General features: G+C 74.4%; 17 protein-coding genes. 8 read left to right on the top strand and 9 right to left on the bottom strand.

The window, feature by feature from the left end; translation table 11 throughout:
• The first annotated feature begins 411 nt into the window (after positions 1–411).
• The gene (locus tag ABD230_RS15525) at positions 412–885 is read left to right on the top strand and encodes an NUDIX hydrolase (protein WP_344376401.1); all 474 of its coding nucleotides are present in this window, start codon (positions 412–414) and stop codon (positions 883–885) included.
• A gap of 47 nt (positions 886–932) precedes the next feature.
• On the opposite strand, the gene ABD230_RS15520 is transcribed toward ABD230_RS15525, so the two are convergent.
• The 5 genes from ABD230_RS15520 to ABD230_RS15500 all read right to left on the bottom strand — a co-directional run bounded on the left by ABD230_RS15520 (position 933) and on the right by ABD230_RS15500 (position 5427).
• Entirely contained in the window at positions 933–1862 is a 930-nt protein-coding gene (locus ABD230_RS15520; RefSeq protein WP_344376399.1) for an ROK family protein, read from the bottom strand.
• Positions 1863–1923: 61 nt separating this feature from the next.
• A complete protein-coding gene (locus tag ABD230_RS15515) occupies positions 1924–2505 on the bottom strand; it encodes a GNAT family N-acetyltransferase (RefSeq protein ID WP_344376396.1) in 582 nt (193 codons plus the stop codon).
• Complete coding sequence (locus ABD230_RS15510) at positions 2502–3440, bottom strand: hypothetical protein (protein ID WP_344376394.1); 939 nt, start codon at positions 3438–3440, stop codon at positions 2502–2504. The genes ABD230_RS15515 and ABD230_RS15510 overlap by 4 nt, the downstream gene beginning before the upstream one ends.
• 107 nt (positions 3441–3547) lie before the next feature.
• Positions 3548–4723 (bottom strand): MalY/PatB family protein, encoded by a 1176-nt coding sequence (locus ABD230_RS15505; protein WP_344376392.1) that lies wholly within the window; start codon positions 4721–4723, stop codon positions 3548–3550.
• Positions 4720–5427, bottom strand: coding sequence for a TetR/AcrR family transcriptional regulator (locus tag ABD230_RS15500; RefSeq protein ID WP_344376390.1), 708 nt, complete (start codon positions 5425–5427; stop codon positions 4720–4722). Before ABD230_RS15500 ends, ABD230_RS15505 begins: the two co-directional genes overlap by 4 nt.
• Positions 5428–5527: 100 nt before the next feature.
• On the opposite strand from ABD230_RS15500, the gene ABD230_RS15495 reads away from it, so the two are divergent.
• Positions 5528–6574, top strand: a complete 1047-nt coding sequence (locus ABD230_RS15495; RefSeq protein ID WP_344376388.1) for an NAD(P)-dependent alcohol dehydrogenase — start codon at positions 5528–5530, stop codon at positions 6572–6574.
• Here ABD230_RS15495 and ABD230_RS15490 read toward each other — a convergent pair.
• The 4 genes from ABD230_RS15490 to ABD230_RS15475 all read right to left on the bottom strand — a co-directional run bounded on the left by ABD230_RS15490 (position 6571) and on the right by ABD230_RS15475 (position 9394).
• On the bottom strand, positions 6571–7110 hold the full coding sequence (locus ABD230_RS15490; protein WP_344376386.1) for an ASCH domain-containing protein: 540 nt from the start codon (positions 7108–7110) through the stop codon (positions 6571–6573). The genes ABD230_RS15495 and ABD230_RS15490 overlap by 4 nt on opposite strands.
• Positions 7107–8495, bottom strand: a complete 1389-nt coding sequence (locus ABD230_RS15485; RefSeq protein ID WP_344376383.1) for a carboxylesterase family protein — start codon at positions 8493–8495, stop codon at positions 7107–7109. Before ABD230_RS15485 ends, ABD230_RS15490 begins: the two co-directional genes overlap by 4 nt.
• A 107-nt stretch (positions 8496–8602) precedes the next feature.
• Positions 8603–8893 carry a DUF4287 domain-containing protein gene (locus tag ABD230_RS15480; protein WP_344376381.1) on the bottom strand — a complete coding sequence of 97 codons (291 nt, stop codon included), beginning with the start codon at positions 8891–8893 and terminating at the stop codon, positions 8603–8605.
• A 108-nt stretch (positions 8894–9001) separates the two neighbouring features.
• Positions 9002–9394 (bottom strand): cupin domain-containing protein, encoded by a 393-nt coding sequence (locus tag ABD230_RS15475; protein ID WP_344376379.1) that lies wholly within the window; start codon positions 9392–9394, stop codon positions 9002–9004.
• A gap of 190 nt (positions 9395–9584) precedes the next feature.
• Here ABD230_RS15475 and ABD230_RS15470 point away from each other — a divergent pair, with 190 nt between their 5' ends.
• From ABD230_RS15470 to ABD230_RS15445, 6 genes are all read left to right on the top strand, one after another.
• Complete coding sequence (locus ABD230_RS15470) at positions 9585–10712, top strand: hypothetical protein (protein WP_344376376.1); 1128 nt, start codon at positions 9585–9587, stop codon at positions 10710–10712.
• A gap of 22 nt (positions 10713–10734) precedes the next feature.
• The gene (locus ABD230_RS15465) at positions 10735–11223 is read left to right on the top strand and encodes a GNAT family N-acetyltransferase (protein ID WP_344376374.1); all 489 of its coding nucleotides are present in this window, start codon (positions 10735–10737) and stop codon (positions 11221–11223) included.
• 9 nt (positions 11224–11232) lie between these two features.
• A complete protein-coding gene (locus ABD230_RS15460) occupies positions 11233–12387 on the top strand; it encodes an ArsR/SmtB family transcription factor (protein ID WP_344376369.1) in 1155 nt (384 codons plus the stop codon).
• Positions 12275–15013 carry an AAA family ATPase gene (locus ABD230_RS15455; RefSeq protein ID WP_344376903.1) on the top strand — a complete coding sequence of 913 codons (2739 nt, stop codon included), beginning with the start codon at positions 12275–12277 and terminating at the stop codon, positions 15011–15013. The genes ABD230_RS15460 and ABD230_RS15455 overlap by 113 nt, the downstream gene beginning before the upstream one ends.
• Before the next feature lie 98 nt (positions 15014–15111).
• A complete protein-coding gene (locus tag ABD230_RS15450) occupies positions 15112–15936 on the top strand; it encodes an alpha/beta fold hydrolase (protein WP_344376366.1) in 825 nt (274 codons plus the stop codon).
• A gap of 33 nt (positions 15937–15969) precedes the next feature.
• Positions 15970–16815: an alpha/beta hydrolase gene (locus tag ABD230_RS15445; RefSeq protein WP_344376362.1), complete on the top strand. Its 846-nt coding sequence runs from the start codon at positions 15970–15972 to the stop codon at positions 16813–16815.
• The last annotated feature ends 14 nt before the right edge of the window (positions 16816–16829 follow it).

Genomic DNA, 16829 nt, shown 5'->3' with positions numbered 1-16829 from the left:
CGGTGCGCTCGGCTTCCTTGACGGTTGAGGTCATGCGAACTCCGTTGTTCTGTGCAGGGTGTGACGGGGGTCCCGGCGCGGGGGTGGTGCGCCGTTGCGGGTTTTCCGACCGATCGTTCGGTTGGAAAACCGGCCATAGCGCACCGAGTGCGACGAACGGTAGCCCCCTGCGACGAACGGTGGTGCAGGTGCGACGAACGGATGCCGCGGGCCGCATGTCGCGCCGATCCGGACGACTTGTCCGGGGTTCCGGTCCCGGCGCCCGGCGCATTGGGCCGTCCAGCGGGCGGGCCCGGACCCCGCGAACCGGTGCGCGTTCGCAGGAGGCGGGACGCCATGAGCCCGTTCCGCGCGCAGTGACGCGGCTGGTCCTGCGAATCCGAGGGGCGGGTCCGCGCGTAGGGTGGCCGCATGCCCACGCCCGACTTCATCCTCGAACTCCGCCGCCACGTCGGCACCGCCCCGCTGCCGCTCGTCGGCGTGACCGCGGTGATCCTGCGCGAGGGCCGGGTCCTCCTCGGACGGCGCTCCGACACCGGCGCCCTCACGCCCATCACAGGGATCGTCGACCCCGGCGAGGAGCCCGCGGTGGCGGCGGCGCGCGAGGCGCACGAGGAGGCGGACGTGCGCATCCGCGTCGACCGGCTCGCCTGGGTGCACCAGGTGCCCCGCGTGACGTACGCGAACGGCGACCGGGCCGACTACCTCGACCTCACCTTCCGCTGCACGTGGCTCACGGGCGAGCCGTTCGCCGCCGACGGCGAGATGACGGACCTCGGCTGGCACCACCCGGCCGACCTCCGCGCCGTCGGCGGCGAGCACCGCCGGCGCATCGAGACGGCGCTCGCCGTGGGCGACGGGCCGGCGCGGTTCGAGGTCGGCTGAGGCCCGACTGCGCTCGACCCGCCGTGGGCGACCGTTCGGTGGGCCGCTCAGCCCTCGAACGCGAGGAGCGCGGCCCCGGCGAGCGGGGCGTCGTCGCCGAGTTCGGCGGGCACGACGCGCAGGTCGCGGGCGGCGGGCAGTACGGCCGCGTCGTGCGCCGCGGCCTCGACGAGGGCGAGGTAGTCGCTCGCGACGCGCGAGAACCCGCCGCCGATCGCGACGACGGTGAGGTCGAGGAGCGCCGCGAAGGCGGCGATCGCCTGGCCGACCGCCTCGGCCGACCGGCGGACCGCTCGCACCGCGACGGGGTGCCCCGCGCGGTGGTCCGCGGCGAGCGCGAGCCCGTCGAGTCCCTCCCAGCCGTGCGCGTTCGCCCAACGCACCGTCGCCGGGCCCGAGGCGACCGCTTCGACCGTGGCTCCGACGGGCGCGTCGGGATCTGGCCGGCGCACCCACGTCTGGCCCACGTGCCCGGCGTTGCCGGTCTCGCCCCGCAGCACCCGGCCGTCGACGACGAGCCCGCCGCCGATGCCCGTCGAGACCACCATCGCGAGGCCGTTGCGCACGTCGCGGAGCGCCCCGAGCCGGGCCTCGGCCAGCGTGATGCAGGTGCCGTCGAGCGCGACGCGCACCGGGGTTCCGCCGGCGAACCGCTCGACGGTCGGCACGAGCGGCAGGTCGCGGATGCCGGGCATGTTCAGCGGCGAGACGTGCGTGCCGTCGCCAAGCAGGGGACCGGCCGTGCCGATGCCGACCCCGACCAGCCGCTGCGTGGGCGCGGCAACGGCCGTCGCGGCCTCGCACACCGTCGCGATCGCCTGCGCGAAGGTCCCGGGCGTCTGGTCCGCTCCGGTCGGCGCCCGGTGCCGGCTGCCGGGCACGATCCGCCCGTTCGCGTCGACGAGGGCCGCGTCGACCTTGGTGCCGCCGATGTCGACCGCGAGGGCGACCTCGGTCGCCGTTGCTGCTCCGCCCATGCGTTCGATCATGCCGGATGCCGCGACCGGGCGCCGACGCAGTGCGTCACCCGGGACGACGTCACCGCAGGTCGAGCCGCATCAGCACGCGCGGGAACCCGTTCAGCACCGAGTCGGTGTCGGCCGCCTTCTCGAACCCGGCTCGCTCGAAGGCGGCGCGCGTGCCGACGTAGGCCATCGTGAGGTCGACCTTCTCGCCGTGGTTGTCGACCGGGTACGCCTCGACCATCGGCGCGCCGTGGTCGCGTGCGAACGCCACGGCGCCCGCGATGAGGTGGTGCGAGATGCCCTGCTTCCGGTGGCCGGGCCGCACGCGCACGCACCACAGCGACCAGACGTCGAGGTCGTCGACGTGCGGGATCCGCCGGTTGGTCGCGAAGCTCGTGTCGGCGCGCGGGTGGATCGCCGCCCAGCCGACGGGCTCGTCGCCGTCGTAGGCGACGACCCCCGGCGGCGGGTCCTCGGCGCAGAGCTCGCGCACGCGGTCGCCGCGCGCCGGGCCGACGAGCGACCGGTTCTCGGCGGACGAGCGCAGGCGGTAGCTCAGGCAGAAGCACACGCTCGCATCGGGGCGCTTGGGGCCGACGACGGCGGCGACGTCGGCGTACACGTCGGCCGGACGGACCTCGATCGCCGCGGTCACAGCGAATCGGGATCGGCCCAGCGCAGCACGCGCAGTGCGCGGAGGGTGTTCCACGGGCTCGGCTCGCCGGGCGGGGCGTCGATCTCGTACGCCTGCCGGCCGGGCCAGCGCTCGCCCGCGGGCCACCGGCCGTCGTCGAGGCGCTGCTCGAGCACCACGTCGAGCGCGGGGCGGAGCCGCGGATCCGGGTCGCCGCCGAGGTCGCGGAAGTGGTCGAGCGCCCGGAGGACGTCGTAGAACCAGTACGTGGGGAACGAGAAGTTCAGGTAGTGCGGGTTCACGACCTCGCCGGTCGTGCGGCGGCGGAACAGGCTCCGCTCGAGCAGGTACTCCTCGCCGCTGCGCCGTGCCGCCTCGACCCGGGCGTCGCTCGACCCGGTCGCGCGCTGCCAGGCGAGGAGCCCCTCGAGCACGCACAGGGTCGGGTTGAACGAGGACCGCTGCGACTCCTCGATGGGGTCGCAGTTCCACCCGCCGTCGGGCAGGGTCTCGTCGAGCAGCAGCGAGAGGATCCGGTCGCTTCCCTCGCCGAGCACGCCGAAGTACGACGCGTTGGCGAGCACCCCGCCGTTCACGCACTCCTCCACCTCGCCGCTGAAGTACGGCAGGTCGTCGAACTCGTGCCAGCGCACGCCGGCGACGACGCGGTCGATCGCGCTGCGCACGGGAGGCGCCTCGGGCGGCGCACCGAGGTTGCGCAGGATCTGCAGGCTCCACATGACCGAGTTCCGCTGCCGGTTCGGGCCGTAGACCTGCCCGCCCCATGAGCCGTCGTCGGCCTGGTCGGCGAGCACCCGGGCGCCCCACCCCTCGGTGGCGACGCGGGCGCGTTCGGCCGCCACCTCGGCGTCGGGAGCGCCCTGCAGGTCGCGCATGACCTGCCAGCGCACGCTCGGGTCGCCGTCGAGCAGCCAGGAGATGACGTCGTCGTGCATGCCGGCCATGCTGCCGCACGCCGCCGACATCCGCGGCGGCGTCGACGACGGGGCGCGCGACGCGCGCCGGCGCACCGGCCGCGCGAGTCGTCGGGCCGCGCGAGTCGTCAGGCCGCGCGGCGACCCGGCAACGCCGCGGCCATCCGGCGGACGACGTGCTCGAGGACGGGTCGCGGCGTCGCGAAGATCAGACGCGCGCAGCGGGCGCCGACCTCGCCGCACATCCGCCCGTCCGTGAGTGCGACCCCGGCCTCGCGCCGGAACAGCTCGGTGGGCTCGGGGCCCGCGGCCGTGCCCGTGAAGTCGATCCAGGCGACGTACGTGCCCTCCGGCGTCGGCATGACGGCGCCGGGCAGCTCCTCGGCGACGAGGTCGAGCAGCCGGTCGCGATTTCCGGCGAGGTAGGGCACGACGTCGTCGAGCCACCGGTCGCCGGGGCCGTACGCCGCGATGTTCGCCACCGCGCCGAGGTTGCTCGTGCCGTGGCCGGCGAACATCCCGATGCGCTCCCACGTCTCGCGGTCGCGGTCGCTCGTCACGACGAGCTGCGCGCACTTGAGACCGGGCAGGTTCCACGCCTTCGAGGCGCTCATCGCGGTGATGGAGTGCGCGGCCGCGGCCGCGGAGACCGTGGCGTACGGCACGTGGACGGCACCCGGGTAGACGATCGGCGCCCAGATCTCGTCGGCGAAGACCCGGCCGCCGTTGCGCTCGACCACCTCGCTGATCGCGAGGAGCTCGTCGCGCGTGAAGACGCGGCCGACCGGGTTGTACGGGTTGCACAGCAGGAGCAGGTTCCCGCCGGCATCGAACGCGCGCTGCAGCGCGTCGAGGTCGAACGCGTACCGTCCGCCCTCGACGGCGAGCGGCACCTCGACGACCTCGCGCCCGCGCATCGGCGGCACCATGAGGAACGGCATGTAGGAGGGCGTCGGCACGATGACCTTCGTGCCCGGCGCGGCCACGTGCTCCATCGCGAGCTCGAGGCCGGTGATGACGTCGGGGATCGGGTGCACGTCCGACGGCGCGACGCTCCAGCCCGACCGGCGCTCGAGGTACGCGGCGGTCGTCTCCGACAGCTCCGCCCGCAGGCGCGCGGGCAGGTAGCCGAACGCGCCGTCGTCGACGGCCCGGTGCAGCGCCGCGGTGATCCGCGGGTCGATGCCGAAGTCCATCTCGGCGACGAAGGCGCCGATCGCGTCCGGATCGGCCCACTTCGTCGCCCCCGTGGCGCGGAGCTGCTCGATCGTCGTGGCGTCGATCCGTGCGGCGAACTCGGTCATGCGGGGCCCTCCTCGGCGATCCGTCGTCGTTCCAGTCCCTCGAGGACGACGTCGAGGCCGAACTCGAACTCGGTCTGGTCGTCGCACCACCCGAGCGTCGAGTCGGGGTCGTCGTGCACGACGTCGGCGAGCATGGCGGCGAGGTTCGGCACGAGCGCGGCCATCTCGGCGAGGCCGGGGGCGTCGGCATCGTCGCCGCCGCCGGTGCCGTCGTCGAGCTCGAGTTCCTGGACGAAGCCGTACATGCGACTGCCGAGCGCGTGCAGGCCGTGGTGGATCAGGTCGTGGCTGAGGCCGCCCGCGCGCATGATGCCGACGACCCCGTCGATGTAGCGGGCGAGGGTCGGCCCGAGCGCCGCCCGGGACTCCATGACGGGTGGCGCCCACGGATGCCGCAGCAGCACGCGGCGCGCCCCCAGGATCCGTTCGCGCAGGGCGGGCGACCAGGTCGTGGCATCCGCCGTCGTGCCGAAGCCGTCGACCTCGCCCTCGATCTCGACGAAGACCAGCTCCACGAGCCCGTCGAGGATGGCGTCCTTGTTGGGCAGGTGGTGGTAGATCGACATCGCCTCGACGCCGAGGGCCTCGGCGAGCGCGCGCATCGTGAGCGCGTCGAGGCCGTCGCGGTCGGCGATGCCCATCGCCGCCAGCAGCACCCGCTCCCGCGTGAGCGGCGTGCGCTCGGTGGTGCGGGCGGACGGCATGCCTCAACCGTACAGCGTCAGGTGATGGCGGCCGGCTCTGGACGCGGCGCCCGCGGTGCGCTACCTTACGTCGTAAGTCTTACAACGTAAGGGGAGTCTCATGGCCACGCCCGAGCCCACGTCCGCCCGAACCGTCGATGCCGTCCGCGCGGTCGACGGAGGCGGCGGCGCCACGATGCGCGCCGCCGTCGCCGACCGGTTCGGCCCGCCCGAAGTCGTCCGCCTCGCAGACGTGCCGCGGCCGCACGCCGCCGCGGGGGAGGTGCTCGTGCACGTCCGGGCGGCGAGCGTCAGCATCGCCGACCACCGGGTCCGAAGCCGCGACGTGCCGCGCAGTCTCAGCCTGCTCGTCGCGCCGACGCTCGGCCTGTTCCGACCCCGGGTCCGCGTCGCGGGCATGGACGGCGCGGGCGTCGTCGAGTCCGTCGGGGAGGGGGTCGAGGGCTTCGCGGCGGGCGACGCCGTGATGTTCCTGCGCGGCGACGCGTTCGGCAGCCACGCGGAGTACGTCACGATGCCCGCCGACGGCGCCATCGCCCGCGTGCCCGACGGGTGGTCCCTCGAGGATGCCGCGGCCCTCGTCTTCGGCGGCGCGACGGCGCTCTCCTTCCTCGCCCGAGCCCGGATCGGAGCCGGCACGGAGGTGCTGGTCAACGGGGCGTCGGGCGCCGTCGGCACCGCCGCCGTGCAGCTCGCCGCACACCGGGGCGCCCGGGTCACCGCCGTCACCAGCGCACGGAACGCGGAGCTCGTCCGCTCGCTCGGCGCCGACCGCGTGGTCGACTACGCCACCGAGGACTTCGCGGCCGCAGGCGAGCGCTACGACGTCGTCGTCGAGTGCGTCGGCAACGCCCCGTTCGCGCGCGTCGCGCCCCTCATCCGTCCCGGCGGCGCACTGCTGCTCGTCATCACCGGCCTCGGCGGCATGCTCGCCGCCGGCCTGCGCAGCCGGCGCAGCGGCGTCCAGGTCACCGCGTCCGGCGTGGGCGTGGGGCGCGAGGGGATGCGACGGCTCGCCGCGCTCGCCGAGGAGGGCGCCATCCGCCCGGTCATCGACCGCACCTACGACCTCGACGAGATCGTGGAGGCGCACCGCTACGTCGACACGGGCCGCAAGCGCGGCGCGGTCATGCTGCGGATCGGCTAGCGGTCGGCCGCCTCGGGCGGCCACGCCACCTCGAAGCGCTCGAACACCACGTCGAGGCCGTCGTGCCACTCGACGCCGATCCCCGGGCACACCCGCTGCCAGTAGCGGCGGTGCTCGTGCCGCCACGAGGCGAGCGTGCGGTCGCCTTCGCCCTCGTCGTATGCGAATGCCGCGTCGACGCTCGCGAACGGCCCGATGCGCAGCTCGGTGCTGCGGATGACGGCACGCGGCCGGCCGGCCGAGTCGCACGCGATCCAGTGGCTGCCGACGCGGGGGAGCGGCTGGCCCTCGTGCCGGAACTCGGCGACGAGCGACGCCGTCGCCCGCTTCGTCCCGTCGAGCACGAGGGCGAGCAGTTCGTCGGTGAGTTCCGGGTGATCGCCGAAGACCTCGACGCTCGGCGGCTCGGGATCCAGTGCCTGCTCGGGTCGGGCCGTCCGGTAGTCCTCCCACATCGCCATCGCGGCGGTCTCGTCGACCGGGGCGTTCCCGCCGCCCGCGGGGGCGACGTCGTCCGGATCGTTCCGGTCGCTCACGGCGTCACCGACCGCAGCCCGCCGGTCCACCCGTGCCCCGTCGGCACCGTGGGCGAGGCCAGGCGTCCCTCGCGGGCGAAGCCCGCCCACGCGGCCCGGAGGGCGGCGCCGGCCTCGACGAGCGTGCGTGCGCCGTCGGGGGCCAGCAGTGCCGAGTCCGCCCACGCGTCGGTGGCGGGGAACAGCAGGCCCACCTCGATGGCGTGGGCGGATCCGAGTGCGCCGCCCTCGGGGTGCCCGTCGAACCCGGCGACCTGCACGTTCGCCCCGCCGTCCGCCAGCAGGCGGGCGAACCGTCGCGCGTCGCGCCGGTAGACGACGTCGGTCGTGCGCCGCACGATGAGCCCGCGGGCAAGGCGCCCCACGACGGGCCGGGCGGCGAGCGCCGCGAGCTTCGGGTCGACCTCGAAGAAGAACGACGTCTCGTCGTGGTTCCAGGTCAGGAGCACGTCGAGCCCTGCGGCGCGTTCGCGCCAGCGGTCCTCCATGTCCGCCTCCGCCGGCAGCGGTGCGCGACCGTACCGCGGCCCGAACGGCATGCTCGAGCGCAGGCCGGAGCCCGCGGCGGCGGCCTTCGCCCGCGCCTGCGCGGCGAAGAGGTCGTCGAGCGACGCGACGGGGTCGAGCGGACCGGCGGCGTCCCGCATCCGCTCCTGCATCTCGCGGCGCCCGGTGCGGATGCCGAGCGGGGCGCTCTGCAGGATGACGCGGCGGATCAGCCCCTCGGCGCCGTCGGCGGCCAGGAGATGGGCGATGGCGTCGGCGCCCGAGGACTGGCCGAACGCCGTCACCAGGTCGGGGTCGCCGCCGAAGGCGGCGACGTGCTCGCGGACCCACCGGAACGCCGCGATGAGGTCGAGGAGGCCGAGGTTGGCCGGGTGGGCGCCATCCGTCGGGTACCCGAGCAGCCCGAGTCGCGAGGTGACCGCGACGACGATCACGCGCTGCTCCCGCACGAGTGCCGCGGGGTCGTAGCCGGCGAGGTCTCCGGCCCCGGAGACGTGCGATCCGCCGTGGACCCAGACCATCACGGGGAGCGGCTCGTCGAGCTCGCCCTCGGGGCGCGTGATCGAGAGGCGCAGGCAGTCCTCGTCGGGCGTCGTGCCTCGCAGCGGTCGGCCGAGCAGCTGCTCGCTCGGACTCGGCGGCTGGGGGCAGGCGATCCGCACCGAGCGGAGGTGTGCGGACTCAGTCGGGTCGAGCTCCACCGGGGACGGTGGGGCGAACCGGGCCGCCGTGGCGTAGCGGACGTTCCGGATGCGCACGACGCCGTCGTCCGCGAGCGCCGGGAAGACGCCGAGCGGCGTCGGGAACGCGACCGGGGTGCCGAGGCCGGATGCCTCCGGCTCCGTGCGCTCCGGTGTCGTCGGGTCGGTCTGCGTCATCGCGGGCACTCCAGGGGTCGCCGCCCGGGCGTGTCCGGGCACGGACAGGCTAACCTCGCGGGTCGCGGCGGCGCAGCACCGCTGCGACCGCGACGAACCCGGTCCGCTCAGCGGTCCGGGTTCGTCGCCGCCCCGTCGAGCCAGAGGGTGTCGGTCGCGTCGCGGTGCACGCCGTCGCTGTCGACGTGCTTCGTGCTGATCTGCGGTCCCTTCGTGATCACGTGGACGAGCGCCATCGCGTGCCCGCGGCCGAGGCCGTGGTCCTCGGCGAGCCACTGCAGGATCGGGGTCGCCTTCGTGCCGGGGCCGAAGCCCCGCTCCTCGGCGAGGGCGACGAACTGGCGGGGCGTGAGCCCGGTCTTCGCCTCGATGTTGTCGAGGTAGGCCTGGAACGACATGCGGTCTCCTTCGGTGTCGGTGTCGGTGTCGGTTCGGTTCGGTTCGGTTCGGATCGGGGTTCGGGTTCGGCTCGTGCGGTGGTCCGGGCGAGCGCGCCTCGCGCGAGATCAGCCCTCGTCCGCCCAGGTCTGCACGATCACGGGCGACGCGTGGATGCACAGCACCTTCAGGCGGCCGTCGCCGACGTTCTCGAAGCGGTGCCAGACGCCGGCGGGCACGGTGGCGGTGTCGCCCGGGCCGGCGACGAGTCGCCGGTCGCCCATGGTGATCTCGGCGGTGCCCTCGAGCACGACCCACGTCTCGGAGTACGGGTGCCAGTGCAGCCCCGGCCCCTCGCCGGGCTCGTTGTCGACGAAGAAGTACGAGATGCCCGCACCGTGGTCGAGGCCGACGAAGCGACGGGTTCGGCCCGTGCCGATGCGCAGGGCGTCGGCCGGCACGATCCCGGCCCCGTCGGGCGTCGTGGTGGTCGGCGTCAGGGTGATCTCGGCGGCGTTCATGGGTCCCTCGTTCCGTGCGGGCGGTGCGGATGCCGCGGCGCGCGGCGTGCGGCGGATGCCGCTCGGACAGCGTCCTCCCGCGGCATCCGTTCCGGGAACAGTTTCGATCCACATCGAAACGCCCGCCATCCTCCACAGGTCGGGGACGGCCCCGAGGCGAGCGATCTGACGCGGGAGTAGGGTGCGGGCCATGCGCCCGAACGCCGCCGTCGGCGCTGCCACGGCCACCCTCCTCGCCCTGCTCCTCGCCGGCTGCACGCCGCCGGCACCCGATCCCGGCCCGTCGCCGACCGCGGCGCCCTCCCCACCTGCCGCCGAGCCGACACCCGCCGCGCCGCTCGACTGCGACGGCATCGTGCCGACCGGGCTCGTCGCAGACGCCTTGCAGGGCGGGGCTCCCGAGCCCGTCGAGCCGGTCGTCGCGACGCAGCCGCTGTCGTTCGAGCTGTTCCCGGCGATGCTGCTCGAGGGTCTCGGGGGCCTGGACTGCTCGTGGCGCGTGGGATCGGGCATGCCCGAGTACAACGACCCGAGCGACTGGGCGTACCTGCGGCTCGCGGTGCTGCCGGACGCCGCATCGGAATGGGTGCCGCTCGCGACCTACGAAGGCATGCCGTCGACGCTCACCCGCCGGATCGGGGGGATCGACGCCTCGTTCGAGGGCGGCGACCTGGGCTTGACGTATTCGGCCCCGGTCGGCGACGACTGGGTCCTCCTCAGCCTCCGCGCCGCCGGGCTCACAGCGGAGGGCGGGCGCTTCCGGGGCGTCGACGGTGGTGACGAACTCGATCGCCTGGATGCGGTGGCGGAGGCGGCCTACTCGACCGTGGCCGCCGCCGCGCCGGACGAACCGGGTCCCCCGCGGGTCGAGCTCCGGCGGCTCGATCGGCCCGCGGTGTGTCGCGGCGGGCTCGCCGCGCCTGGCCTGCTTATGGCCTCCGGCGCGTCCGACGCCGAGGTGGTCGTCAGCGAGCCGACCGGGCCACCGGACTCGTTCGCTGCCGCGATCGCCCAGCGCGCCAGGCTGTTCACCTGCTCCGTGTCGGACGGCGTGACCGACCTCGAGACGGTCCGGACGGCACGCGGCTTCGGCGGGGTGATCGACGACTTCACCCGCCCGGACCTCGAGGTGGGGTTCTCGCCCATCGCGTTCGCAGACGTGCCCGACGGCGCCGGGCCCGTCGTGGGATACGTCGAGAACGACGTGAGCCCCCGATACGGTGGCGACGCCGTGCTCGCGATCGGCGACTCCCTGTACTGGATCCGCGGGCTCCACCCCGAGGCGATCGCCCGGGCGATCGTCGCACAGACCTACTGACGGCGTGTGGCAGGGTGTCGACGTGACCCTGGCGACCATCGAGGCATCCGCTGCCACCTACACGCTCCGCCGCGCCCGTGCCGAGGACGTCGACGCACTCGTCGCGCTCATCGCGGCCGACTCGCTCCGCGCCGCCGAGTTCGGCTCCACGGAGGCCGACCTCGCCGGCTACCGGCGCGCGTTCGCGGCCATCGACGCCGATCCCGCGCAGCTGCTGGTGGCCGCCGACGACGACACGGGGCGTCTGGTGGGCACGATGCAGCTCACGTTCATCCCCGGCCTCTCGCGCGGCGGCGCGACGCGCATGCAGGTCGAGGCCGTGCGCGTCGCCGAGTCCGAGCGGGGGCGCGGTCTCGGATCGGCGATGATCGCCTGGTCGATCGGGTACGCGCGCGAGCACGGCGCCAGGCTCGTGCAGCTCACCTCGGACGCCCGGCGCGAGGACGCGCACCGGTTCTACGAGCGCCTCGGCTTCGAGGCCACCCACGTCGGCTTCAAGCAGTACCTGTAGGCGGCGACGATGGCCAGGTACGTCGACTTCCGGCTCGCACCCGGCGACGTCTCGGCGATCCGCTTCGGCCTCTCGCCCGGGCACGAGCTCTGCCACGCCGTGCGGGTCCTGCAGCGGCCGGGCGACCATCCGCTGCAGTGGGGCTGGCTGCGGGGCGTGCGCGACCGGGTGCCGCGCGATGCCTTCGAGGTGCTCGCCGTCATCGTGGGCGAGCGGGGCTACTTCCCCGACTTCCTGACCACCACGCCGACGTGGGACCTCGACCCCGACGACGAGGTCGCGCGGCTCCGCGAGGCGCCCGACGAGCGCATGCGGGTCGACCTCGGGAAGGTCGTCGTGCGCTCGACGGGGGCCCGGCAGCGCGCCGTGCTCGCCATGCTCGACGACCTGCCGCGGGCACGGGCCGTGATCGCCGACGCCTGGCTCGAACTGTGGTCGGCCCTGCTCGAACCGGTGTGGCCGCAGGTCGAGCGCCTGCTCAGGGCCGACATCGCCGTCCGCTCGCGCCGCATCGCGACGGACGGGATCGCGAGCATGGTCCGCGGGATCCACCACACCGTCGGATGGCACGAGGGCGCACTGCGCGTCGAACTGCAGCTGCACGCCGAGGAGCTGGACTGCCGCGGCTCCGGCATCGTGCTCGTGCCGTCCGTGCTCGGCGGGCTCGGCTGCGCCGTGATCACGGAGCCGCCGGCCCAGCCGACGCTGTTCTATCCCGCGCAGGGGGTGACCGAGAACTGGGCTGCGGACGCCGCCGCGCTCGCCGATGCGCTCGGTGCGCTGCTCGGTCAGACACGTGCGGGCATCCTGCTCGCCGCGCACGACGAGCGCACGACCTCGCAGGTGGCGGCGGACGCCGGTCTCGCGATCTCGACGGCATCGCACCACCTCGCGGTGCTGCGCGAGGCTGGCCTCGTCGGGAGCCGTCGCGACGGCTCCCGCGTGCTCCACCGCCGCACCGCGCTGGGCGAGGCGCTCGCCGGCGGCGCTGATCGCGGCGACCGTCCCGCAACCCCTTTCCCACCGGCCCGGCCACGGGTAGCTTTGCCGCATCGACGCCCCCACGCCCCCGATCCTCGGGCGCACCGACGAGCTCGAACGGCTCGGTGCGCTCCTGGGCGGTGCGCGGAACGGACACGGCGGTGCGCTGCTCATCCGCGGTGAGCCCGGCATCGGCAAGAGCACGATCCTCCACGGCGCGGTGGGCGCGGCCCGCGGCCTCCGCGTCGTGCGCGCCGACGGGTACGAGGCCGAGGCGGCGATGCCGTTCGCCGCGCTGCAGCGGCTCACGGCGCCGCTCGCCGCCCACCTCGACTCGATCCCGCCGCGACAGGCCGCGGCGCTCCGGATCGCCGCGGGCCTCGACCGCGGGGCGCCGCCCGACCGCTTCCTCGTGGGGCTCGGCACGCTCTCGCTGCTCGCCGCCGCGGGGGAGGACGAGCCGCTCGCCTGCGTGATCGACGACGCCCACTTCCTCGATCCCGAGTCGCTCGACGTGTTCGCCTTCGTCTCCCGTCGCCTGCAGGCCGAGCGGGTCGCGATCCTGCTCGCCGCACGCGCCGACGCGCTCCCGGAGCCGCGGACGGGGGGCGTGCCCACGCTCCGGCTCGACGGGCTCGCCGCCCTCGACGCGGTGCAGCTGCTCACGCGATCGGCGGACGAACCCATCGATCCCTACCTCGCGGTTCGGATCGCCGCCGAGACCGGCGGCAACCCGCTCGCGCTCGTCGACCTCGCGCACGAGCTCACGGCGCGCCAGCTGATCGCGTCGTCGCTGTCGGAGGAGCCGTCGCCCATCGGCGAGCGACTGGAGTCCCACTACCGCGAGCGTCTCGCCGCCCTGCCCGGGCCGACCCGGCTCTGGTTGCTCGCCGCGGCGGCCGAGTCGACCGGCGACCGCACCGTCATCGAGGCCGCCGCGAGCCGGCTCGGGCTGCCGCCGGACGCGTCGTCGGCCGCGGAGGGGGCCGACCTCGTGTCCGTCCACGACACGATCCGGTTCCGGCATCCGCTGGTGCGGCTGGCGGCGTATCACGGCATGCCGGTCGCCGACCGGCGCCGGGTGCACGAGGTCCTGAGCTCGCTCATGGACGACCATGGCCGCGACGACCTCGGCGCATGGCACGCGGCATCCGCCACGAGCGGCACCGACCTGGAGGTCGCCGACCGGATGGAACGTGCGGCCGACGCGGCGGGCGGTCGCGGCGGCCTCGTCTCGCGCGCACGGCTCCTCGCTCGCGCGGCCGAGCTCACGCCCGACGGCGCGGGCCGCGACCTCAGGCTGCTCGCGGCCGCGGAGACGGCCACCGCTGCGGGCGCCGCCCAGCTCGCCTCGGAGCTCGTGGGGCGCATCGACGTGGCGCGCCTCGACCCGGTCGGCGAAGGACGCCTGCTCATGCTCCGCGTCGGGATGGCGCTGTTCCTCGGCGACGCCGAGGGCGTCCTCACCGCCTCGGCGACCATGCTCCGTGCTGCCGAGCTCTTCCACGGCCTCGTTCCCGAACTCGAGCAACGCGCACTCCTCGCGGCGTTCGAGGTCCTCCTGACGGCCGAGTGGGCGGCACGAGACGTCACCCTGCCCGAACTCGGGCGCCGCGTCACCGAGGGCGCCGACCTCGTCGACGGCCCGCGCGCGATCGCCCTGCGCGCCATCGGCGCCCACATGCTCCTGCCGTACCCCGAGGCCGTGCCGATCATGCGCAGGGCGGTCGACCTGCTCGTGGCCGCCGACGACGCCGAGCTGCTCGAGTTCGGCAACTTCGGCGTCGCCCTCACCATGGGGCTCTGGGACGTGGAGACCTGCGTCCGCCTGCTCGAGCGGACCGCGGCCGCGGCGCGCGACGCCGGCGCGATCCAGGTGCTCGACACGACGCTCTGGCTGCTCAGCCTGCTCGAGCTCCTGCATTCGGGGCCCGCGGCATCCGCGCAGTACACCGCCCAGGTGCGCGACCTGCGCCACGCGATCGGCTACGACAGCGAGCAGGTCGTGAACGTCTCGTACCTCGCCTGGTCGGGGGCGTCGTACGAGCTCGTCGAGCAGGTCGCGGAGCAGGCGCTCGCCGCCGGGTTCGGCGGCGTCTGGTCGCTCGCGATGACGGGCCTCGGCATCCGCGAGATCGCGGACGGGCGGTACCGCGACGCCTTCCGCCGATTCGAGCCCATGGTCGCGAGGGAGTTCCTGCAGGTCACGTACCAGCAGCTCCCCGAGTACGTCGAGGCGGGCGCGCGTGCCGGTCGCTCCGAGGCGGTGCGCCCCGCCCTCGCGCGCCTGCAGCTGTTCGCCGCGGAGAGCGGCACGCCATGGATCCTCGGCGTCGCGGCGCGCAGCGCGGCACTCCTCGGGGGCGACGACGAGAGCGAACCCCTCTACCTCGCGGCGATCGAGCACCTCTCGCGGTCGACGTCCCGCGTCGACCTCGCTCGGGCCCATCTCGTCTACGGCGAGTGGCTGCGGCGGATGAAGCGACGCCGCGAGGCGCGCGAGCAGTTGCGGACCGCGCTCGACCTCTTCACGCGCGTGGCCGCGCCGGCCTTCGCGGCGAGGGCGCGCCGCGAGCTCGAGGCGACGGGCGAGCACGTGCCGCACCGCGAGCCGGGCGGCGGCGCGGAGGCGCTCACCCCGCAGGAGGAGACGGTCGCGCGCATGGCCGCCGACGGGCGCACGAACGCCGAGATCGGCGCGACGCTGTTCATCAGCGCCAACACGGTCGACTACCACCTGCGCAAGGTGTTCCGGAAGCTCGGCATCACCTCGAGGCGGCAGCTCGCGGAGCGCCTGCCCACGACCTGACCCGGTCACGACTACGTGCCCCACGTGGTTCGGGCGGCGCCCGCTCCGAGCCACCATCGGAGCATCCGCTGCTGCCGACGCGAACCCGGGAGGCCGACATGCCGTACGTCACCGCCGATGACGGAGCCGAGATCTTCTACACCGACTGGGGCGCCGACGGGACTCCGGTGCTGCTCAGCCACGGCTGGCCGCTGAACTCGGATGCCTGGGCCGCCGCCGCGCGCGTCCTCGCCGAGCACGGCCACCGCGCGATCGCGCACGACCGTCGCGGCCACGGGCGCTCCAGCCGCACGTGGGCGGGCAACGAGATGGACACGTACGCCGACGACCTGGCGTGCCTCATCGACCACCTGGACCTCGCCGACCTGACCCTCGTCGGCCACTCCACCGGCGGCGGCGAGATCGTGCACTACCTCGGCCGCCACGGCAGCGCCAGGGTCGCGAAGCTCGTCCTCGTCTCGGCGGTCCCGCCGCTCATGCTGCGCACCGACGACAATCCCGAGGGCCTGCCCATCGACGTCTTCGACGGGATCCGGGCCGGCGAGGCGGCCGACCGGGCGCAGCTCTACCGGGACCTCGCGGACGGGCCGTTCTTCGGCCACAATCGCAACAACGACGTGTCGCAGGGGATCCGCGACGCCTTCTGGCTGCAGTCGATGGCGTGCGGGCACCGGGCCGCCTACGAGTGCATCGCGGCGTTCTCGGCGACCGACTTCCGCGACGACCTGGCGAAGGTCGACGTGCCGACGCTCGTGATCCACGGAGACGACGACCAGATCGTGCCGTTCGAGGTGGGCGGCAAGCGGTCCGCCGCCATGGTCGACGGCGCGACCCTGCTCGTCTACGAGGACGGCGCGCACGGACTGCCCGACACCGAGCGCGACCGGCTGCACGCCGACCTGCTCGCGTTCATCGACTCCTGACCCGACGCACACCACTCCCCGGAAGGACCGATCATGACCGACGAGACCACCCCCGACGCCGCCGCACCGGACACCATCGTGCTCGTCCACGGCCTGTGGATGACGCCCCGCAGCTGGGAGGGCTGGAAGGCGCACTTCGAGGCGAAGGGCTTCACCGTGCTCACGCCCGCGTACCCCGGCTTCGAGATCGAGGTCGAGGCGCTGCGCGAGAATCCCGACGTCATCGCGAAGCTCACCGTGCCCGAGACCGTCGACCACCTCGCGGGCGTCATCGAGGCGCTGCCGCGGCCGCCGATCATCATGGGGCACTCGTTCGGCGGCACCCTCACCCAGCTCCTGCTCGCGCGCGGGCTCGGCGCCTCCGCGGTCGTCATCGACTCCGCGCCCACCGAGGGCGTGCGCGTGACCCCCCTCTCGCAGGTGAAGTCGCTGTTCCCGGCCCTGAAGAACCCGGCGAACCGGCACAAGGCCGTCGCCTTCACGCCCGAGGAGTTCCACTACGCGTTCGCCAACACGCTCTCGCGCGAGGATTCCGACGCGGCGTGGGAGACGTACGCGATCGGCGCGCCCGGCGAGTGGATCTGGGCGTACGGCCTCATCGCGAACTTCAAGCCCGGCATGCAGGAGACCTGGGTCGACTACGCGAAGGACCGCGCTCCGCTGCTGTTCATCGGCGGTGGGAAGGACCACATCATGCCGCCGTCGGTCAACCGGTCGAACGCGAAGCACTACGCGAAGTCACCGGCGGTCACCGAGTACGTCGAGTTCGCCGGCCGTTCGCACTGGACCTGCGCCGAGCCCGGTTGGGAGGAGGTCGCCGACCACGCGCTCGACTGGGCGCTCGTCAACGCGCGGCCGGCCACCGTGCCGGCCCCGTGACCTCGGCGGCCGCC

It is taken from the genome of Agromyces tropicus, from assembly GCF_039531345.1.
Taxonomy (GTDB): Bacteria; Actinomycetota; Actinomycetes; order Actinomycetales; family Microbacteriaceae; genus Agromyces; species Agromyces tropicus.
This window is presented reverse-complemented; position numbering and strand designations above follow the sequence as displayed.

Coding starts and splice junctions, on each gene's coding strand:
- ABD230_RS15500 (WP_344376390.1), bottom strand. CDS start 5,427: ATGCCGTCCGCCCGCACCACCGAGCGCACGCCGCTCACGCGGGAGCGG.
- ABD230_RS15525 (WP_344376401.1), top strand. CDS start 412: ATGCCCACGCCCGACTTCATCCTCGAACTCCGCCGCCACGTCGGCACC.
- ABD230_RS15475 (WP_344376379.1), bottom strand. CDS start 9,394: ATGAACGCCGCCGAGATCACCCTGACGCCGACCACCACGACGCCCGAC.
- ABD230_RS15480 (WP_344376381.1), bottom strand. CDS start 8,893: ATGTCGTTCCAGGCCTACCTCGACAACATCGAGGCGAAGACCGGGCTC.
- ABD230_RS15505 (WP_344376392.1), bottom strand. CDS start 4,723: ATGACCGAGTTCGCCGCACGGATCGACGCCACGACGATCGAGCAGCTC.
- ABD230_RS15470 (WP_344376376.1), top strand. CDS start 9,585: ATGCGCCCGAACGCCGCCGTCGGCGCTGCCACGGCCACCCTCCTCGCC.
- ABD230_RS15510 (WP_344376394.1), bottom strand. CDS start 3,440: ATGCACGACGACGTCATCTCCTGGCTGCTCGACGGCGACCCGAGCGTG.
- ABD230_RS15520 (WP_344376399.1), bottom strand. CDS start 1,862: ATGGGCGGAGCAGCAACGGCGACCGAGGTCGCCCTCGCGGTCGACATC.
- ABD230_RS15495 (WP_344376388.1), top strand. CDS start 5,528: ATGGCCACGCCCGAGCCCACGTCCGCCCGAACCGTCGATGCCGTCCGC.
- ABD230_RS15485 (WP_344376383.1), bottom strand. CDS start 8,495: ATGACGCAGACCGACCCGACGACACCGGAGCGCACGGAGCCGGAGGCA.
- ABD230_RS15460 (WP_344376369.1), top strand. CDS start 11,233: ATGGCCAGGTACGTCGACTTCCGGCTCGCACCCGGCGACGTCTCGGCG.
- ABD230_RS15450 (WP_344376366.1), top strand. CDS start 15,112: ATGCCGTACGTCACCGCCGATGACGGAGCCGAGATCTTCTACACCGAC.
- ABD230_RS15445 (WP_344376362.1), top strand. CDS start 15,970: ATGACCGACGAGACCACCCCCGACGCCGCCGCACCGGACACCATCGTG.